This window comes from Kineococcus lubricus (assembly GCF_050871965.1).
Lineage (GTDB): Bacteria > Actinomycetota > Actinomycetes > Actinomycetales > Kineococcaceae > Kineococcus.
On the sequence record NZ_JBJLSK010000001.1, the window covers coordinates 240991 to 256629 of the forward strand.

13 protein-coding genes are annotated in these 15639 nt (G+C 75.6%); 4 read left to right on the forward strand and 9 right to left on the reverse strand.

Translation table 11 applies throughout. From position 1 onward, the window contains the following. Positions 1-64 precede the first annotated feature (64 nt). The 3 genes from ACRYRX_RS01090 (at position 65) to ACRYRX_RS01100 (ending at position 4851) form a co-directional block, all read left to right on the forward strand. A complete protein-coding gene (locus ACRYRX_RS01090) occupies positions 65-1807 on the forward strand; it encodes an ABC transporter transmembrane domain-containing protein (protein ID WP_432509928.1) in 1743 nt (580 codons plus the stop codon). Then, the gene (locus ACRYRX_RS01095) at positions 1804-3576 is read left to right on the forward strand and encodes an ABC transporter ATP-binding protein (RefSeq protein ID WP_432509929.1); all 1773 of its coding nucleotides are present in this window, start codon (positions 1804-1806) and stop codon (positions 3574-3576) included. The genes ACRYRX_RS01090 and ACRYRX_RS01095 overlap by 4 nt, the downstream gene beginning before the upstream one ends. Positions 3577-3651: 75 nt before the next feature. Continuing rightward, on the forward strand, positions 3652-4851 hold the full coding sequence (locus ACRYRX_RS01100) for an MFS transporter (RefSeq protein WP_432509930.1): 1200 nt from the start codon (positions 3652-3654) through the stop codon (positions 4849-4851). Here ACRYRX_RS01100 and ACRYRX_RS01105 read toward each other — a convergent pair. The 7 genes from ACRYRX_RS01105 to ACRYRX_RS01135 form a co-directional block, all read right to left on the reverse strand. Then, entirely contained in the window at positions 4841-5800 is a 960-nt protein-coding gene (locus tag ACRYRX_RS01105) for an oxidoreductase (protein WP_432509931.1), read from the reverse strand. The two genes, ACRYRX_RS01100 and ACRYRX_RS01105, sit on opposite strands and share 11 nt — an antisense overlap. Before the next feature lie 8 nt (positions 5801-5808). Beyond that, positions 5809-6930 (reverse strand): GuaB3 family IMP dehydrogenase-related protein, encoded by a 1122-nt coding sequence (locus tag ACRYRX_RS01110; RefSeq protein ID WP_432509932.1) that lies wholly within the window; start codon positions 6928-6930, stop codon positions 5809-5811. 69 nt (positions 6931-6999) lie between these two features. Beyond that, entirely contained in the window at positions 7000-8523 is a 1524-nt protein-coding gene (guaB, locus tag ACRYRX_RS01115) for an IMP dehydrogenase (protein WP_432509933.1), read from the reverse strand. Positions 8524-8533: 10 nt separating this feature from the next. Next, positions 8534-9997, reverse strand: coding sequence for a hypothetical protein (locus tag ACRYRX_RS01120; RefSeq protein ID WP_432509934.1), 1464 nt, complete (start codon positions 9995-9997; stop codon positions 8534-8536). Then, a complete protein-coding gene (gene shbA / locus ACRYRX_RS01125; protein WP_432509935.1) occupies positions 9994-10881 on the reverse strand; it encodes an RNA polymerase sigma factor ShbA in 888 nt (295 codons plus the stop codon). The genes ACRYRX_RS01120 and shbA overlap by 4 nt, the downstream gene beginning before the upstream one ends. Positions 10882-10885: 4 nt before the next feature. Next, complete coding sequence (locus tag ACRYRX_RS01130; protein WP_179750673.1) at positions 10886-11497, reverse strand: response regulator transcription factor; 612 nt, start codon at positions 11495-11497, stop codon at positions 10886-10888. 179 nt (positions 11498-11676) lie between these two features. Continuing rightward, entirely contained in the window at positions 11677-12816 is a 1140-nt protein-coding gene (locus tag ACRYRX_RS01135; protein ID WP_432509936.1) for a MerR family transcriptional regulator, read from the reverse strand. A 292-nt stretch (positions 12817-13108) separates the two neighbouring features. Between ACRYRX_RS01135 and ACRYRX_RS01140 the strand changes: the two genes are divergently transcribed. Next, complete coding sequence (locus ACRYRX_RS01140; protein ID WP_432509937.1) at positions 13109-13411, forward strand: WhiB family transcriptional regulator; 303 nt, start codon at positions 13109-13111, stop codon at positions 13409-13411. Positions 13412-13510: 99 nt separating this feature from the next. Here the strand turns inward: ACRYRX_RS01140 and groL are convergent, their stop codons facing one another. Then, a complete protein-coding gene (gene groL / locus ACRYRX_RS01145; protein WP_432509938.1) occupies positions 13511-15127 on the reverse strand; it encodes a chaperonin GroEL in 1617 nt (538 codons plus the stop codon). A gap of 88 nt (positions 15128-15215) precedes the next feature. After that, positions 15216-15512 carry a co-chaperone GroES gene (gene groES, locus ACRYRX_RS01150; RefSeq protein WP_012084928.1) on the reverse strand — a complete coding sequence of 99 codons (297 nt, stop codon included), beginning with the start codon at positions 15510-15512 and terminating at the stop codon, positions 15216-15218. Positions 15513-15639 lie beyond the last annotated feature (127 nt).

Consider the following 15639-nt stretch of genomic DNA (forward strand, 5'->3'; position numbering starts at 1 on the left):
CCGGCGCGGGCCCGGCGGTAAACCCCGTGGAACCCCCGGCGGACAGCGATTACCGTCGGTGCACGTGCGCTCCCTCCCGCTGAGCGACCCCGGCACCCCCGACGTGACCTCCCCCACCCGGCTCCTGCTGCGCACGGCCGCGCTGCAGTGGCGGCCGATGGTGGCCGGGTCAGCGGTCGGGACCCTGTGGTTGCTGTCCCAGGCCGTCCTGCCCGCCGCGATCGGCCGCGCCGTCGACGAGGGCGTCGTGGACGGCGACAGCGCCGCCCTGACCCGCTGGTCGCTGCTCGTCCTGGGCCTGGCCGTCGTCACCTCCTGGGCGGCGATCGTGCGCCACCGCTTCGGCGTCACCAACTGGCTCACCGCCTGCTTCCGCACCCTCCAGCAGGTCGGCCGGCACACCTCCCGCGCCGGGACCGCCGTCACCGCGCGGCTGCCCCAGGGCGAGGTCATGGCCTCCATCGCCTCCGACGGGCCCCGCCTGGCCGACGCCTTCGACGTCACCCAGCGCGCCGTCGCGTCCGTGGCCGCCGTCGCCGTCGTCGCCGTCCTCGTGCTGCGCACCTCCGTGCCCATCGGCCTGGTCATCCTCGTCGGCGTCCCCGTCGTGATGGGCCTGCTGCTGCTCGTCCTGCGCCCCCTGCAGGAGCGGCAACGGCTGCACCGCAAGCTCTCCGGCGAGCTCACCTCCATCGGCACCGACACCGTCCGGGGCCTGCGGGTCCTGCGCGGCATCGGCGGCGAGGAGGTCTTCCTGGGCCGCTACCGCGCCAAGAGCCAGCAGGTCCGCGCCGCCGGCGTGCGCGTCGCCGTCTGGGAGTCCTCCCTGGAGGCCCTGCAGGTCCTCGTCCCCGGCCTGCTCGTCGCCGCCCTCGTCTGGGCCGGCGCCCGCGCCACCGCCCGCGGCGAGATCACCCCCGGCGACCTCGTCGCGCTCTACGGGTACGCCGCGTTCCTCACCTCCCCGCTGCGGATGCTCGTGGAGGCCGCCGACAAGTACGTCCGCGCCCTCGTCGCCGCCCGACGGCTCACGACGCTGCTGGCGGTGCCGCCCGCCGTCACCGACGACGGGACCGCCACCACCGCCGGCGGCGACCTCGACGACCCCGACTCCGGCGTCCACGCCGCCGCGGGCGCGCTCACCGCCGTCGTCTGCGACCCGCCCGAGGACGCCGCCGCGCTCGCCCGCCGACTCACCCGCTTCGACGACGACACCCGCGCCACCTTCGGCGGCGTCCCCCTGCGGCGGCTGCCGGTCGCCGAGGTCCGCCGGCGCGTGCTGCTGTCCGAGGACGACGCCCAGCTGTTCAGCGGCACCGTCCGCGAGCAGGTCGACCCCGAGGGGCGGCACACCGACGCCGAGGTCCTGGCCGCCGTCGACGTCGCCGACGCCCGCGACGTCCTCGACCTCGTCGACGGCGGCCTGGCCGGCACCGTCACCGAACGCGGCCGGTCCCTGTCCGGGGGCCAGCGCCAGCGCCTGGCCCTGGCCCGCGTCCTGGCCCGCGAACCCGAGGCCCTCGTCCTGGTCGAGCCCACCAGCGCCGTCGACGCCCACACCGAGGCCCGGATCGCCGCCCGCCTGCGCACCGCCCGCGCCGGCCGGACCACGGTCGTCGCCACCGCCAGCCCCCTCGTGCTGCCCCAGGTCGACGAGGTCTGCTGGGTGCGCGAGGGGCGCCTGGCCGCCCGCGGCCGGCACGCCGACCTGCTCGCCCGCGACGCCGGGTACCGCCGCTTCGTCACCCGCGACGCCGCGGCCGACCTGCCCGCCCCCCGCACCCCCACCCCCGAGGACCGCCCGTGAGCTCCCGGACCACCCTGCCCGTCGCCGACCGGGCGCACGTCCTGCGCGACGTCCGGCGCCTGCTGACCCAGCACCGCGGCCCCGGGCTGCGGATGCTCGGGCTGCACGCCCTGGCCGCCCTCGCCGGGCTCACCGGCCCGTTCCTGCTCGGCCGGCTCGTCGACGACGTCGTGGGCGCCGTCCGCGACGGCACCGCGTTCGCCGCCGTCGCGCACCGCATCGACGTCGCCGTCGCCGTCCTCGTCGCGGCCGTCGTCGCGCAGGCCGTCCTGGCCCGGCTCGCCCGGCAGCGCTCCCTCGTCCTGGCCGAGGGCGTCTTCGCGCAGCTGCGCGAGGAGTTCCTCACCCGCGCCACCGCGCTGCCGCTGTCGGTCGTCGAGCAGGCCGGGACGGGCGACCTCGTCTCGCGCACCACCAACGACGTCGACGCCCTCAGCTACACCGTCCGGTACGGGGCGCCGGCCATCCTCGTCGCCTCCGTCACCTCCGTGCTGACCGTCGTGGCCGCGGTGCTGTCCGGCCCGCTCGTCGCGCTCGCCGTCCTCGCCGGCCTGCCCGGGCTGCTGCTGGCGACCCGCTGGTACCTGCGCCGCGCCCCGCAGGGGTACGCCGCCGAGCGCGCCGAGTGGGGCCGCATCTCCACGACCCTGGGCGAGAACGTCGAGAACGTCCGCACCGTCGAGGCCCTGGGCCTGGCCGACCACCGCGTCCGGCAGGTCGACGACGTCATCGGCCGCACCGTGCAGCGCGAGCGGTACACCCTGTCCCTGCGGACGGTGTGGTTCCCCAGCATCGAGATGTCCTACCTGCTGCCCGTCGTCGTCGCGCTGCTGTGGGGCGGCTACCTCGTGCGGCACGACCTGCAGACCGTCGGACAGGTCACGACGGTCGTCCTGTACCTGCGCCAGCTCGTCGGCCCCGTCAACGAGCTGCTCGCCTGGTGGGACGAGCTGCAGGTCGGGCAGGCCTCCTTCGCGCGCGTGGTGGGGCTGTCCGCGGTCGAGCCCGACCGGGTTCCGAGCGCCGACGAACCCGTCTCCGACGAGCTCTCCGCCGACCGGGTCGGGTTCTCCTACACCGCCGGGCGGCCCGTCCTGCGCGACGTCTCGCTGTCCCTGGAACCCGGCGAGCGGCTCGCGATCGTGGGGCCCACCGGCGCCGGGAAGTCCACCCTGGGCCGCCTGCTGGCCGGCATCAACCCGCCCGGCGACGGCTCCGTGCGCGTCGGCGGCGCCGAGGTCACCGGCCTGCCGCTGGACGAGCTGCGCTCCCGCATCGCCCTGGTCACCCAGGAGCGGCACGTGTTCGCCGCCCCGCTGCGCGACAACGTCGCCCTGGCCGCCCCCGGCTCCTCCGACGAGCAGGTCCTCGACGCGCTCGCCGCCGTCGACGCCCGCGAGTGGGTGCGGGCGCTGCCCGACGGGCTCGACACGCCCGTCGGGGAGAACGGCCTGACGCTGTCGGCGGCGCAGGCGCAGCAGGTGGCCCTGGCCCGGCTCGTGCTGGCCGACCCGCACACCCTCGTCCTGGACGAGGCGACGTCGCTGCTGGACCCGAACGCGGCCCGGCACCTGGAGCGGTCGCTGGCCGCGGTCCTGCAGGGGCGGACGACGGTCGCCATCGCGCACCGGCTGCACACCGCCCACGACGCCGACCGGATCGCCGTCGTCGAGGGCGGCCGCATCACCGAGCTCGGTACCCACCACGAACTGGTCGACGCGGGTGGTTCGTACGCGCACCTGTGGCGCAGCTGGCACGGGGAGGCTTAACCTGGGAGGAGTTCACTCTCAGGGCTCCGGTGCGTCAGTGGTGGGGAGGCGCACCCGCGACGCTGGAGCCTACCCGTGAGCACCACCACCCCGACCCTGCTGTCCCGCTACGCGCGGCTGCCGCAGCTCGCCGGGCCCACCTACCTGCCGCTGACCGCCCTGGGGCGGCTGCCCATCACGATGGTCCCCCTGGCCGTGCTGGCCCTGGTCACCGCCGCGAGCGGGTCCGTCGCCGTGGGCGGGCTCGCCAGCGCCGCCGCGGCCGTCGGGGAGGCCGTCGGAGTCCCCGTCGTCGGCTGGTTCGCCGACCGGCGCGGCCAGCGGACGGTCCTGCTGACCGTCGTGCTGCTGCACCTGCTCGCGCTGGCCGGGCTGTTCACCGCGCTGGCCACCGCCGGGACGCCCGTGGTGCTGGCCGCGGCCGCCGGGGTCGGGTTCACGCTGCCGTCGGTCGGCGGGTTCTCCCGGGCCCGGTGGCTGCGGATGGCCCGCGACCCGCACGACGTCACGACGGCGCTCGCGGCCGAGGGCACGATCGACGAGGCGACGTTCATCCTGGGCCCGGCGCTCGTGGGGGCCGTCGGGGTGCTGGGCAGCCCGGCGGCGGCGCTGCTGACGTCGGCGGGGCTGACGACGGTGTTCGTCTCGGCGTTCGCGCTGCACCGCACCCACCGGCACACCGCGCCGCTGCCGCACGACGACCGCCGCGCCGCGGGCCGGGTGCCGTGGGTGGTCGCGGTGCCGGTGCTGGGGATGCTGTGCCTGGGCACGGTCTTCGGCGCCACCCAGACGGGGGTGACGGCGGCGGCCGAGACCGTCGGGTCGGCCTCGCTGGGCTCGCTGGTCTACGCGGTGTCGGCGATCGGGTCGACGGTGACGACGCTGTGCCTGGTGCTGCTGCCGGCGCGGTTCACGCTGCGCGCGCGGTGGGCGGTGTGCGGCCTGGGGCTGCTGGCCGGGGCGGTCGCGATGGCGCTGGCCGCCGACCGGCTGGTCCCGCTGACGGTCGCGGTGCTGTTCCTGGGGCTGTTCGTCGGCCCGGCGCTGGTGACGGTGAACACGCTCGCGGCGCGGCTGGCCCCGGCGGGCCGGGGCGCGTTCCTCATGGCGCTGCTGAACTCCGGCGTCGTCCTGGGGGTCGCGACGGGCGCGTCCGCGGGCGGGGCGCTGGCCGAGCACCACGGCCCGGCGTGGGGCTTCGCCGTGGTCGCGGCGGCCGGGGCGCTGCTGGCCGCGACGGCCGCGGTCGCCCCGGTGCGCGGCCTCAGGCGGTGAGCTCGGCGAAGTCGACGCCGGTCCACTCCGCCGACCGCGCCCACAGCCACGCGGCGTCGGCGGTGTCGTAGGCGGCGGGGCTGGCCGGGACGGCGACGGGGAACCCGCGCCACTCCTGGCGGCCGCCGGGGCCGAAGTACTCCCCGCCGGCGACGTCGGGGTCGGTGGCCGCGCGCAGCAGCGGCCACGCGCCCTGCGCGGCGGGCTGGCCCACCGCGCGGCCGAGGACCTGCGCGAACGCCTCGCCGACCCGGTTGCCGCCCAGCGGCGTCATCTTCCACAGGTTCGTGTCGGACAGGCCCGGGTGCGCGGCCGTGGAGACGATCGGGGCGCCGACGGCCGCGGCGCGGCGCTGCAGCTCGAAGGCGAACAGCAGGTTCGACAGCTTCGACTGCCCGTACGCGAGCCACTTCTGGTAGCTGCGCTCGGACTGGTAGTTGTCGCGGTTCAGCCGGCCGAACCGGTGCGCGACGCTGGCGACGCTCACCACGCGGGCCCCGCCGCCGGCCAGCAGCGCCGGCAGCAGCAGGCCGGTGAAGGCGAAGTGCCCCAGGTGGTTCGTGCCGACCTGCGTCTCGAACCCGTCGACCGTGCGGCCGAACGGCGGCACCATGACCCCGGCGTTGTTCACCAGGACGTCGACGCGGGACCGGCGGTGCAGGACCTCCGACGCCGCCCGGCGCACGCTGGCGAGGTCGGCGACGTCGAGGGCGAGCAGCTCGACCGAGGGGTCCACCCCGGAGTCGCGGACCTCCGCGGTCAGCCGGGCCACCGCGGCCCGGCCCCGCTCGGGGTTGCGGCAGGCCAGCAGGACGTCCGCCCCGCGGCGGGCGAACTCCGTCGCCACGTGGAACCCCAGACCGGAGTTCGCGCCGGTCACCAGGACCGTGCGCCCCTCCTGCGGGCCGATCGCGTCGGGCGTCCAGGGGGTGGGGTCCTGCTGGGTCACGGAGCTCCTCAGGCGGGCTGGTACGGGGACACGACGACCTCGATGCGCTGGAACTCCTTGAGGTCGGAGTACCCGGTGGTGGCCATCGACCGCCGCAACGCGCCCATGAGGTTGGTGGTTCCGTCCGCGACGCGGCCGGGGCCGTTGAGGATCTCCTCCAGCGGCGCGCTGGTGCCGACGCGGACGCGCTCACCGCGCGGCAGCACCGCGTGGTGGGCCTCCGGGCCCCAGTGCCAGCCGCGGCCGGGGGCCTCGGTGGCGCGGGCCAGGGCGGCGCCGAGCATGACGGCGTCGGCGCCGCAGGCGATGGCCTTGACGATGTCGCCGGACGTGCCGACCCCGCCGTCGGCGATGACGTGCACGTACCGGCCGCCGGACTCGTCCATGTAGTCGCGCCGGGCGGCGGCGACGTCGGCGACGGCCGAGGCCATCGGGGCGTGGATGCCCAGCGCGGTGCGCGTGGTGTGGGCCGCTCCCCCGCCGAACCCGACGAGGACGCCGGCCGCGCCGGTGCGCATCAGGTGCAGGGCCGCGGTGTACCCGGCCGCGCCGCCGACGACGACGGGCACGTCGAGCTCGTAGATGAAGCGCTTGAGGTTCAGCGGCTCGCTGCGGCCGGAGACGTGCTCGGCCGAGACGGTGGTGCCGCGGATGACGAACAGGTCGACCCCGGCGTCGACGACGACCTTCCAGAACTCCTGCGTCCGCTGCGGGGACAGCGCACCGGCGACGGTGACGCCGGCGGCGCGGACCTCGGCGAGACGGCTGGTGATGAGCTCGGGCTTGATCGGCTCGGCGTACATCTCCTGCATGCGCGGGATCGCGACGGCCGGGTCGAGGGCGGCGATCTCGGCCAGCAGCGGCTCGGGGTCGGCGTACCGGGTCCACAGGCCCTCGAGGTCGAGGACGCCGAGGCCGCCGAGCCGGCCGAGCGCGACGGCCGTGGCGGGCGAGGCGACGGAGTCCATCGGCGCGCTCATCACGGGGATGTCGAAGTGGTAGGCGTCGATCTGCCACGTCGTGGAGACGTCTTCGGGGTCGCGGGTGCGCCGGCTGGGGACGACGGCGATGTCGTCGAAGCTGTAGGCGCGTCGCCCCCGCTTGCCGCGGCCGATCTCGATGTCAGACACGGCCTCAGGCTACCTGCTGCGGCCCGCGCGCCGATCACGCGCGGGCCGCGGCGGGGAGCCGGGCGGGGGTCAGCGACCGCTGTAGTTCGGCGCCTCGACCGTCATCTGGATGTCGTGCGGGTGCGACTCCTTCAGCCCCGCCGGGGTGATGCGGACGAACCGGCCGACGGCCTGCAGCTCGGGGACCGACCGCGCACCGGCGTAGAACATCGACTGGCGCAGCCCGCCGACGAGCTGGTGCGCGACCGCGCCCAGCGGCCCGCGGTACGGCACCTGGCCCTCGACGCCCTCGGGCACGAAGCGGTCGTCGGAGGCCACGTCGTTCTGGAAGTAGCGGTCCTTGGAGAACGAGCGCCCGCCCTGGCGGGTCTGCTGGGCCCCCAGCGACCCCATGCCGCGGTAGCTCTTGAACTGCTTGCCGTTGATGAAGACCAGGTCGCCCGGGCTCTCGTCGCAGCCGGCCAGCAGCGACCCCAGCATCACGGTGTCGGCGCCGGCCACGAGGGCCTTGGCGATGTCGCCGGAGTACTGCAGGCCGCCGTCGCCGATGACCGGGACGCCGGCGGGCTTGGCGGCGCGGGAGGCCTCGTGGATCGCGGTGACCTGCGGGACGCCCACGCCGGCGACGACGCGGGTGGTGCAGATCGACCCCGGGCCGATCCCGACCTTGATGCCGTCCACGCCGGCGTCGACGAGCGCCTGCGCCGCGGCGCGGGTCGCGACGTTGCCGCCGACGACGTCGACGTGCGCGGCCGCGCTGTCGCCCTTGAGGCGGGAGATCATCTGCAGCACGGCCTGGGAGTGCCCGTGCGCCATGTCGACGACGAGCACGTCCACGCCCGCCTCGACCAGGCCCATGGCCCGCTTCCAGGCGTCCTCGAAGATGCCGATCGCGGCGGCCACCCGCAGCCGGCCGTCCTCGTCCTTGGTGGCCAGCGGGTACTTCTCGGACTTCTCGTAGTCCTTGACCGTGATCAGGCCGGTGAGCCGGCCCTGGGCGTCGACGATCGGCAGCTTCTCGATCTTGTGCTGGCGCAGCAGCTGCACCGCGTCGTCGGCGGAGATGCCGACGGGGGCGGTGACCAGCGGCGCCTTCGTCATGACCTCGTGCACGGGGCGGGAGAAGTCGCTCTCGAAGCGCAGGTCGCGGTTGGTGACGATGCCGACGAGCCGGCCCTCGGCGTCGACGACGGGCGCCCCGGAGATCCGGTAGCGCGCGCACAGCGCGTCGACGTCGGCGAGCGTGGCGTCGGGGGAGGTGGTGACGGGCTGGGTGACCATGCCCGCCTCGGACCGCTTGACGAGGTCGACCTGGTTGGCCTGCTCCTCGGCGGACAGGTTGCGGTGCAGCACACCGAGACCACCCTGACGGGCCATCGCGATGGCCATCCGGGACTCGGTGACGGTGTCCATCGCCGAGCTCAGCAGCGGGATCCGCAGGCTGACGCGCTTGGACACGCGGGTCGACGTGTCGACCTCGGAGGGGATGACGTCGGACTCACCGGGCAGCAGCAGGACGTCGTCGTAGGTCAGGCCCACGAAGCCGAAGGGGTCGTTCTCGGACGCTTGTCCGTCGGGGATCTGCGCGCTCACCCCCACGAGTCTACGAGCCGGCCGGGGCCGCTCCGGACGCGTCCGGGACCGCGGACCCGGACCCGGTCGGGGCGCCGCCCTCGGGCACCGGGACGAGCCCGGCGCTCGGGGACGGTTCGACGACGACGGGCAGCGTGGGGGTGGCCACGGGCAGCTCGTCGGTGCCCGGTGCCGGGTCCACCGGCGCGCCCGGGTCCGCCGGCGGCGCTGCGGGCGTCTCGCCCGTCGTCGGCTCGGCGCTGGGGACCGCGTCGGTGGGTGTGGCGTCCGGGGTCTGCGCCGGGACGTCGGTGGGCGCCGGGGTCGGCGCGTCGGTCGGCGCGTCGGTCGGCTCCTGGGTGGGGACGTCCGTCGCCGGGGTCGTGGGCGTGCCCGCGGTCGCCCCGGACCCGGGGGTCTGCGGGGTGCCGACGGGGGCCGAGGGGGCCGAGGGCGCGTCGTCGGACCCGCCGGGCAGCACGGGCACGACCGGGGCCGCCGGCGGCGTGCCGGTGCCCCGCGGCGGCGTCGCGGGTGCCGTCGAGCCGGTGGACCCCGTGGACCCCGTGGACCCGGTGGACCCGGTGCCGGAGGGGCTGGGGGTCGACGTCGGGCGCTCGGTCTGCCGCGTGGGCGCCCACGAGGGCGTGGGCGTCGGCGTGGCGACCACCGCCACATCGGCGAGGGTGGTGCCGGTGGGCGAGCCGGTCGGCGAGACCGTCGGGGACCCGGTGGGCGCGTCGAGCGCGACGCCGGTCAGGTCGCCCTCGGCCTCGAGGACGGCGAGCGCCTCGTCGACCTGCTGCACGACCACGGCGTCGACGTCGGCGCCGTCGAGCTGGCGGCGCAGGTTCTTCAGCCGCGCCGAGGCGGACTCGTCGTCCCCGGCCTGGGCGAGGGCCTGGACCTGGCTCAGCTCGCGCTGGACGCGCTCGGCGGGCGTGCCGGCGAAGGCCTCGAAGACGGTGTCGGGGAACCAGCCGGGCAGCTGGGAGGCGAAGGAGGCGGCGACCCGGCCGTCGCGGTCGCCGAGCGGGCCCACCCCGGTGGCGGCCGCGGCGGCCGTCCCGCCGAGCAGCGTCAGGACCGCGGCGGCCGCGACCGTCCCGCGACCCAGCCGCTGCAGGGTGCGGCGCCGGGCCAGCAGGACCCGCGGGGCCGGGACGTGCTGGGGCGCGGGGTCGGCGACGTCCAGGTCGGGCAGCTCGACGGGCCGCACGCCGGCGGTCTCGGGGTCGGCGTGCAGGGCGTAGGAGTCCAGCAGCCGGGCGACGGCGTCGGACAGGTCGCCGGTGGTCGCCTCGTGCCGGCCCAGGCGGTCCAGCAGGGCGTCGGTGGCCAGCAGGTCGGGCACGGAGAAGGAGTTGTCGTCCACGTCGTCCCCTCCCGCCTGGTCGATCGTCGTCTCGGTGGTGGTGCTGGTGGCGTCGCCGCGGACGCCGCGCAGGTGGCCGCGGCGGCGTCCGCCGCGCGAGCCGTCGTCGCCGGTGCTCACGGGGCCACCTGCAGGGAGGTGTCGGCCAGGGCGGTCTTGCGCAGCTTCTGCATGGCGCGGTGCTGGGCGACGCGGACGGCCCCGGCGGTCATGTCCAGGGCGCGGCCGGTCTCCTCGGCGGACATCCCCGCCCCCACCCGCAGCGTGATGATCTCGCGCAGCTTGGGCGGCAGGGTGTCGAGCAGGCGGCCCACGGTCTCGGCGTCGAAGGCGTCGAGCGCGAGCTGCTCGGGACCGGGTTCGGCGGTGGCGGCGTCGGGGACGTCGTCCGTCGGGACGGGTGCGCGGTAGGAGGCACGCTGGGCGTCGGCGACCTTGTTGGCCGCGATGCGGTACACGAACGCCTCGAACGGGCGCCCGGTGTCCTTGTAGCGAGGCAGGGCCGTCAGCACGGCGATGCAGACCTCCTGTGCCGCATCCTCTGCGGCGTGATCAGCTCCGGGCAGGCGCCCGAGCTTGGCCCGGCAGTAACGGTGGACGAGGCGGCGCACCGCTGCCAGGAGGTCGGCGACGGCCCCCTGCTCCCCCGTCAGGGCGCGTGCCGCCAGTTCCTGGAGCCCCCCGGCATCCGTGCTGTTCATCGGCACCGGGGCGCCCGGTGTTACACCTCCGCCCGCACCGGTCCGCAGGGGGTCCTCCTCGGGCTCGCCGTCGTGCTGGTCCCCGGGCACCGTGCCGGGCCGGTCGTCGGGCAGGTGTTCGGGCAGGTCCTCGGGGAGCGCGGCGGAGCCGGTCACGACGACCTCGACGTCCTGCGGGCCGGGGGTGAACTCGACCCGGGGGACGTCGGGCGCGACGGCGGACGCGGCGTCGGCGCGTCTGCTGTCCGCGTCGGGCCGGCCGACGGTCCTCGCGTCGACCGGCTCGTCGCCCCCGGGGCTCACCCGTCTACCGTACGAGACCCCAGCGGAATCCCACAGCCACCGCCTGAGCGCGGTCGGCGGCCTCGAGCTTGCGGAACAGCCGACGCGCGTGCGTCTTGACCGTGTCCTCGGACAGGAACAGCTCCCGGCCGATCTCCGCGTTGCTGCGCCCGCGGCTCATGCCCACGAGCACCTGCTGCTCGCGCTCGGTGAGCACGGGCGCGCGGCCCGTGAGCACCGCACGCGTGCGGTTGCCGCCACGACGGCGGCTGACGTCCTGCAGCGCCTGGAGCACCGCCGTGGCGAGCTCCTCCCGCGAGACGTCCTTGACGAGGTAACCGCGAGCGCCGGCCGCGACCGCGCGGGCCACACCGTCGCCGTCCTCGGCCATCGTGGCCATGAGGACGTTCGCCTCCGGGTGACGGGCGAGCAGCCGTCGGGCCGCCTCCACGCCACCGATGCCCGGCATCCGGACATCCATGATCACCAGCGAGGGCCGTTCGACGGGCCACCTCTGGAGAGCCTCCTCGCCCGAGCTCGCACCCACGACGCGGGTGACGCCCGGGACAGCAGCCACCATGCGGCGCATGGCTTCGCGGGCCAGCGGAAGGTCATCGCAGACCAGAACCGTTGCCACCACAAACCTCTTCCCTGTGTGGGTGGAGCGGGGCCGTCCGTGGCCCAGCTGAGTCGCACGTCGGGTGCGCCACGTAGGGAGTTGTCGGCACGCACCGGACCCGACCTGAGCGGGATGTTCGTCAGGTCGCTGGCGCGATGGCCCTCCGGCGTGCTAGAGGGGGCGTCTAGAAGACGTCCTCAGGCGGAGACGGCGGCGGCGCACGCCGCGACGGCCGCCTCCAGGGTGGACGCGACGACGACGTCGGGCCGCCCGGCCGCGGCGTGCGGGGGCCACGCGGCGCCGAGCAGGACGACCAGCGGTGCGGGCCGCACCCGCAGGACGTCGTCGAGGTCGGCGAGCGCGTCCCCTCCCCCGGCTCCCGGGGCGCCGTCGCGCTCGGCGACCAGCAGCAGGGCCGGCGGCCGCACCCGGCGCACGGCGGCGGCGAGCATCCGCGGCGGGACGCCGTCGCCGACGCTGCGGGTGCCGGTGCCGGTCTCGGCCAGCGCGGCGGCGGCGGCGAGCAGGACGGGTGTGCGGTCGCGGTCGTCGACCGTGCCGGTCCCGGCGAGCAGGACCGACCGCTCGCCGTTCGCCGTCGGCAGCGCCGACAGCGCCCGCGCGACGGCGGCGTGCATGGCGGCGTCGCGGGCGGCCGAGGCCGGCCCGAGGACGTCGTCCCAGGCGCGGGCGACCCCGCGGGTGCGGATCTCGACGGCGAAGCGGTCCGCGAGGCTGGTGACGGCCCACTCGGCGGCCTCGTCCACGGGGTCCTCGCGCCGGTGGGTGCGGCGGGCGGGACGGCTCTCGGTGTCCTCGGACTCGTCGGGTCCGGCGGTCTCGGGCCGGGTCCCCTCCGCCGGCTCCACCGGCTCCGCCGGCTCCCCGGCGCGCGGCTCGTCGGCGGGCAGCCCTCCGCCGGGCGCGGTGGGGTTCAGCAGCCCCGAGCCGGGCCCGGCGATGGCGGCGGCGTCGGTGACGGCGGCCTCGATGACGGCCGCGGGGATGGTCGAGACGCTGGCCAGGGCGAACCCGCCGTCGGCGACGGCGGTGGTGGCGGCCAGGCGGGCCGCCTCGGCGGGGGCGACGCCCTCGAGGGTGAGCCGGCGCATGACCACCAGCCGGGCCAGGTCGGCCGAGGAGTAGCGCCGGTGCGCACCGGCGGTGTGCTCGGAGGGCCCGAGCCCGTAGCGCCGGTCCCAGGTCCGCAACGTCGCCGGGGCGACGCCGAGGCGGCGGGCGACGGCGGCCACCGTGAGGGTCATGCGCGGGGCGGGCGGCGTGGGCGCGCCCGGCGCGTCGGGTCCCCCGGCGGTGGGGTCGGCGGCGGTGGACATGGGGCGAGTCTGGCAAGCGCCTGCCGGGATCGCCACTCGCCCAGCGCGTCCGAGTTGTTCACCGTTGTTCAGGACCGCGTCGCCCGGGGGCCGGATCGGGGCGCTCCGGGCTCTGCGACCGCTCCGCGCGCTGTTCACCTGCGGTTCAACCGGGGGTGCGGTGCGCCGGGATCCGGGCGAGGGAGGTCGCCGGAGATCGTGAACAAGTTTCCCCAGGGGGCTTGAACAACTTCTGGCGCGGTTGTAGCTTCAGGGCAGTCAGCAAGATCCCCTCCCCCCACAGGAGCGCACCATGGCCGAGATCTCCCGCCTCCCCGGACCCGTCGCCGACGTCTGGGAGTGGCAGCTCGAAGGGTCCTGCCGCCAGGCCGACCCGAACCTCTTCTTCCACCCCGAGGGTGAGCGCGGGCCCGCCCGCCGCAACCGCGACGCCGCCGCCCAGGCCATCTGCGGCGCCTGCCCCGTGCTCGAGCAGTGCCGCCGGCACGCCCTGAAGGTCCGCGAGCCCTACGGCGTGTGGGGCGGCATGACCGAGGACGACCGCGAGGCGATCTACGCCACCGAACGCCGGCGCGGGATGCGCGTCGCCAGCTGACCCCCGCCCCACCCCGTGCGCGGTGTGGTGCGGCGTGCGGACGACGAAGGGCCCGGCCCCCCTCGGGGGACCGGGCCCTTCGTCGTGCAGCGGAGGAGGTCAGTGGCCGTGGCCGTGACCGTGGCCCGCGGCGGCGGGCTCCTCCTCCTTCTTGTCCACGACGAGGGTGTCGGTGGTCAGGACCATCGACGCGATCGACGCGGCGTTGCGCAGCGCGGAGCGGGTGACCTTGACCGGGTCGAGGACCCCGCCGGCCAGCAGGTCGACGTACTCGCCGGTCGCGGCGTTCAGGCCGTTGCCCGGCTCCAGGGCGCGGACCTTCTCGACCACGACGTAGCCCTCGAGGCCCGCGTTCTCGGCGATCCAGCGCAGCGGCTCGGAGGCCGCCTTGCGGACCAGGGCGACACCGGTCGCCTCGTCGCCGGTCTTGCCGAGGTCGCCCTCGAGCACGGAGACGGCGTGCACCAGGGCCGAGCCGCCGCCGGCGACGATGCCCTCCTCGATCGCGGCGCGCGTCGCGGAGACGGCGTCCTCGATGCGGTGCTTCTTCTCCTTGAGCTCGACCTCGGTGTGCGCGCCGACCTTGATGACGACGACGCCACCGGACAGCTTCGCGAGGCGCTCCTGGAGCTTCTCGCGGTCCCAGTCGGAGTCGGTGCGCTCGACCTCGGCCTTGATCTGGGCGACGCGGCCGGCGATGTCGTCGGCCGAGCCGGCGCCGTCGACGATCGTGGTGTCGTCCTTGGTGACCGTGATGCGGCGGGCGGTGCCCAGCGCGTCGAGGTCGATCTGGTCGAGCTTGAGGCCGACCTCCTCGGCGACGACCTGCGCGCCGGTGAGGGTGGCGATGTCCTGCAGGATCGCCTTGCGGCGGTCCCCGAAGCCGGGGGCCTTCACCGCGACGGCGTTGAAGGTGCCGCGGATCTTGTTGACGACCAGGGTCGACAGCGCCTCGCCGTCGACGTCCTCGGCGATGATCAGCAGCGGCTTGGCGGCCTTGAGGACCTTCTCCAGCAGCGGCAGCAGGTCCTGGACGGTGGAGATCTTGCCCTGGTGGACCAGGACGTACGCGTCCTCGAGGACCGCTTCCTGACGCTCGGCGTCGGTCACGAAGTACGGCGAGATGTAGCCCTTGTCGAACTGCATCCCCTCGGTGAAGTCCAGCTCGAGGGCGGTCGTGGAGGACTCCTCGACCGTGATGACGCCGTCCTTGCCGACCTTGTCGAACGCGTCGGCGAGCAGCTCGCCGACGGTGGAGTCCTGGGCCGAGATCGTCGCGACGTGGGCGATGTCGCCCTTGCCGTCGACGTCGCGGGCCAGCGACAGGAGCTTGTCGTTGACGGCCTCGACGGCCGCGTCGATGCCGCGCTTGAGGCCGGAGGGGGCCGCGCCGGCCGCGACGTTGCGCAGACCCTCCTTGACGAGGGCCTGGGCCAGCACGGTCGCGGTGGTGGTGCCGTCACCGGCGACGTCGTTCGTCTTGGTGGCGACCTCCTTCGCGAGCTGCGCGCCGAGGTTCTCGTACGGGTCCTCGAGCTCGACCTCGCGGGCGATGGTGACGCCGTCGTTCGTGATCGTCGGCGCCCCCCACTTCTTGTCGATGACGACGTTGCGGCCCTTGGGGCCGAGGGTCACCTTGACGGCGTTGGCGAGGGCGTCGACACCGCGCTCGAGGGACTTGCGGGCGCTGTCGTCGAACGAGAGCTGCTTGGCCATGTGTTCTTCCTTCCGGAGCTCGGGCAGAACGAGGGACGCCCCGGGCACCCGGTGTTCGGGCGCCCGGGGCGTCAGGACCTCGTGCCGCTTACTTGGCGACCTTGGCGAGGACGTCGCGCGCCGAGAGGATCAGCAGCTCGTCGCCGCCGTACTTCACCTCGGTGCCGCCGTACTTGGAGTAGATGACCTTGTCGCCGACGGCGACGTCGACCGGCACGCGGTTGCCGTTGTCGTCCACGCGGCCCGGACCGACGGCCAGGACCTCGCCCTCCTGGGGCTTCTCCTTGGCGGTGTCCGGGATGACGAGACCGGAAGCGGTCGTCTGCTCCGCGTCGAGCGGCTTGACGACGATGCGGTCCTCGAGCGGAGTGATGGAGACCGACACTGGTGCGGCCCTCCCCTTCTGCTTCAGCGAACGTGGCGTACGGGACGGTCGGTGGGGTGGGGAGCGGACGCACGTCGTCGCGGGTGCCGTTCGGCCGCTGCCCCGTTGGCACTCCCCCGTGAGGAGT